Source organism: Cellulomonas hominis, assembly GCF_005239125.1.
Taxonomy (GTDB): Bacteria; Actinomycetota; Actinomycetes; order Actinomycetales; family Cellulomonadaceae; genus Cellulomonas; species Cellulomonas hominis_A.
The window spans coordinates 1-3,258 of the sequence record NZ_SZYE01000286.1; the positions used below are offsets into that span (position 1 = coordinate 1).

3 protein-coding genes are annotated in these 3,258 nt (G+C 79.5%); all 3 read left to right on the top strand.

Translation table 11 applies throughout. The features are described from left to right. A partial coding sequence (locus tag FA014_RS20325; protein WP_195969384.1) for a primosomal protein N' occupies positions 1 to 1,651 on the top strand: 1,651 nt, incomplete at its 5' end. Next, positions 1,648 to 2,265, top strand: coding sequence for an HAD family hydrolase (locus FA014_RS18895; protein WP_154731155.1), 618 nt, complete (start codon positions 1,648 to 1,650; stop codon positions 2,263 to 2,265). The genes FA014_RS20325 and FA014_RS18895, both read left to right, overlap by 4 nt. Before the next feature lie 38 nt (positions 2,266 to 2,303). Beyond that, on the top strand, positions 2,304 to 3,258 hold a 955-nt coding region (gene fmt, locus FA014_RS18900; RefSeq protein ID WP_154731156.1), incomplete at its 3' end, for a methionyl-tRNA formyltransferase.

Here is a 3,258-nt window from a genome sequence, read left to right on the forward strand (position 1 = left end):
CGGGGCCGCCGCGCCCGACGGTGGTGCCGCCGCCCCCGCGTGGACCCCGTACCGCGGCGGGCCGGCGTTCCTCGCCCACCTCGCTGCCGGCGGCTCTCCGCGTGCGGCGTGGTCGGCCCTGCCCGGCCCGGCGGGGGAGCGCTGGCCGGACGGCGTCGCCCAGGCTGCCCGGGCCACGTTGGCGAGCGGCCGGGGGGCGCTGGTGGTCGTGCCGGACGCCCGGGACGTCGACCGGGTGTGCGCCGCGCTGGTCGCGGCGGGCGTGCCCGCGTGGACCCCCGACGGCACCGACGCCAGCCACGTCCGGCTGATGGCCGACGACGGCCCCGCGCGCCGGTACCGCGCCTTCCTCGCCGCGCTGCGCGGGCACGCCCGGGTGGTCGTCGGCACGCGTGCCGCCGCGTTCGCCCCCGTGCGGGACCTGGGGCTCGCGGTGTGCTGGGACGACGGCGACGACCTGCACGCCGAGCCGCGCGCGCCGTACCCGCACGTCCGCGAGGTGCTCGGCCTGCGCGTCGAGCTCGAGGGCTGCGGCCTGCTGCTGGCCGCGCACGCCCGGTCCACCGAGGTGCAGGCGCTCGTCGCCTCCGGCTGGGTCCGGGCGGTCGCCGCGGACCGGGACGTGGTCCGCGCGCGGACCCCGCGGGTCCGGGCGCTGACCAGCGTCGAGCTCGCCCGGGAGGGCGCCGCCGCGGCCGCCCGGCTCCCCGGCGAGGCCTGGCGGACGATCCGCGACCGGCTCGCGGACGGGCCGGTGCTCGTCCAGGTGCCGCGGGCCGGCTACCTGCCCGCGGTCGCGTGCGCGCGGTGCCGCGAGATCGCCCGGTGCACGCACTGCCACGGGCCGCTGGCGCTCACCTCGGGCGACGGCACCGCGCAGTGCCGGTGGTGCGGGCGGCTGGCGATCCAGTGGCGGTGCGAGGCCTGCGGCAACGGCACGTTCCGGTCCGTCGCCGTCGGCTCGGACCGGACCGCCGAGGAGCTCGGGCGCGCGTTCCCGGGTGTGACGGTGCGGCACTCCGGTGCCCGGTCGGGCGTGCTCGCCGAGGTGCCCGACCGGCCCGCACTCGTGGTGTCGACCATCGGCGCCGAGCCCGTCGCCCCTGCCGGCTACGCCGCGGCCGTGCTGCTGGACGCCGCCGTGACCACGGGGTCGACGTCGCTGCGTGCCACCGAGGACGCGGTGCGCCGGTGGATGGCCGCGGCCGCGCTGGTCCGGTCGTCCCGGGACGGGGGCGTCGTGCTGCTCGTCGGCGACGGCGCGGAGCGGCCCACCCAGGCGCTCGTGCGCTGGGACCCGGTGGGCCTCGCGGAGCGCGAGCTCGCCGAGCGCGAGGAGGTGCGGCTGCCGCCGGTCGTCCGGGTCGCCGAGCTGGTCGGCACCCGGGAGGTCGTCGCCGCCGTGCTGGCCCGCGTCGAGCTGCCCGAGGGCTCCGACGTGCTCGGGCCGGTCCCGCAGCCCGAGCCGCTCGCACCGGGGGGCGCGGCCGTGCAGGAGTCCCTCGACCCGCCCGTGCGCACCCTCGTCCGGGTGCCCGTCGCGCACGGCCGGGCCCTCGCGCGGTCGCTGGCCGCGTCCCTCGCCGTGCGCAGCGCACGCCGGGAGGGCGGGACGGTCCGCGTGCGGCTCGACCCGGAGGAGATGCTGTGACGGCCGAGCCCGTCGAGGCCGTCGTGTTCGACCTCGGGAACGTCCTGGTGCGCTGGGAGGCCGAGCGCGCCTTCGACGGCGTGCTGACCGACGCCGAGGTCGAGCGGTTCCTCGCCGACGTCGACTTCCCGGCGCTCAACCTCCGGCAGGACGCCGGGCGGTCGTGGCGGGAGGCGCGCGAGGAGGTCGCCCGCACCCACCCCGAGCACGCGGCGACGGTCGACCTGTACGTCGAGCGGTTCGCGCACGCCCTGCCGGGGCCGGTGCCGGGCAGCGCCGAGGTGGTGGACGACCTGCGGGCCGCGGGCGTCCGGGTGCTGGGGCTCACCAACTGGTCCGCGGAGACCTACCACCACGGGGAGCGGGTCGCGCCCGTGATCGGCCGGCTCGAGGACGTCGTCGTCTCGGGGCGGGAGGGCGTGGTCAAGCCGGACCCGCGGATCTTCGACCTGCTCGCGGCACGGCACGGGCTGGACCCCGCGCGGACGGTGTTCGTCGACGACAGCCCGGTCAACGTCGCCGGGGCGGCGGCCCTGGGGTACCAGGCGGTGCTGTTCACCGGGGCCGCGGCGCTGCGGGCCGACCTGGTCGCGCGGGGAGCGCTGCCGGGCTGACCGTGGCGCGGCGCCGCCCGGCACTAGGATCGGTGCCCATGCGCCTGCTCTTCGCCGGGACGCCCGCGGTGGCGCTGCCCTCGCTGGACGCCCTGCTCGCCTCCCGACACGAGGTCGTCGCCGTCCTCACCCGCCCCGACGCCCGGGCCGGCCGCGGCCGGACGCTCACCCCGAGCCCGGTCAAGGAGCGCGCCCTCGAGGCGGGCCTGGAGGTGCTGACCCCGGCGACGCTCAAGGACCCCGAGGTGCAGGCGCGGATCGCGGAGATCGCGCCGGACGCCGCGCCCGTCGTGGCGTACGGGAACCTGGTGCCGCCCGCCGTCCTCGGCCTGCCGCGGCACGGCTGGGTCAACCTGCACTTCTCGGTGCTGCCCGCCTGGCGCGGCGCCGCGCCCGTGCAGCACGCGATCATCGCCGGCGACGAGGTCACCGGCGCGTCGACGTTCCTGCTGGAGGCCGGGCTCGACACGGGTCCCGTGCTGGGCACGCTCACCGAGACGATCCGGCCGCTCGACACGTCCGGGGACCTGCTCGGCCGGCTCGCCGACGCCGGCTCGGACCTCCTCGTCAAGACCCTCGACGCGCTGGAGGACGGCGTCCTCACCCCCGTCCCGCAGCCCGCCGACGGCGTCAGCCTCGCCCCGCGGCTCACCACCGAGGACGCCCGCGTGCGCTGGCAGCACCCGGCGATGGCCGTCGACCGGCGGGTCCGGGGCTGCACCCCGGCGCCCGGCGCCTGGACGACGCTGCCCGACGGCGCGCGGCTCGGGCTGGGCCCCGTGCGGCTCGTGCCCGACGTCACCGACCTGGCGCCCGGCGCCGTGCGCGTCGGCCGCGGCGAGGTGCTCGTGGGCACCGGCACGCACGCCGTCCGGCTCGGCGAGGTCCGCCCCGCGGGGAAGCGCGCGATGGCGGCGGCCGACTGGGCACGCGGCGCGCGCCTCGCCGAGGGCACCGTGCTCGGCCTCGACGCCGCCGCGGGCGAGGGGGCGG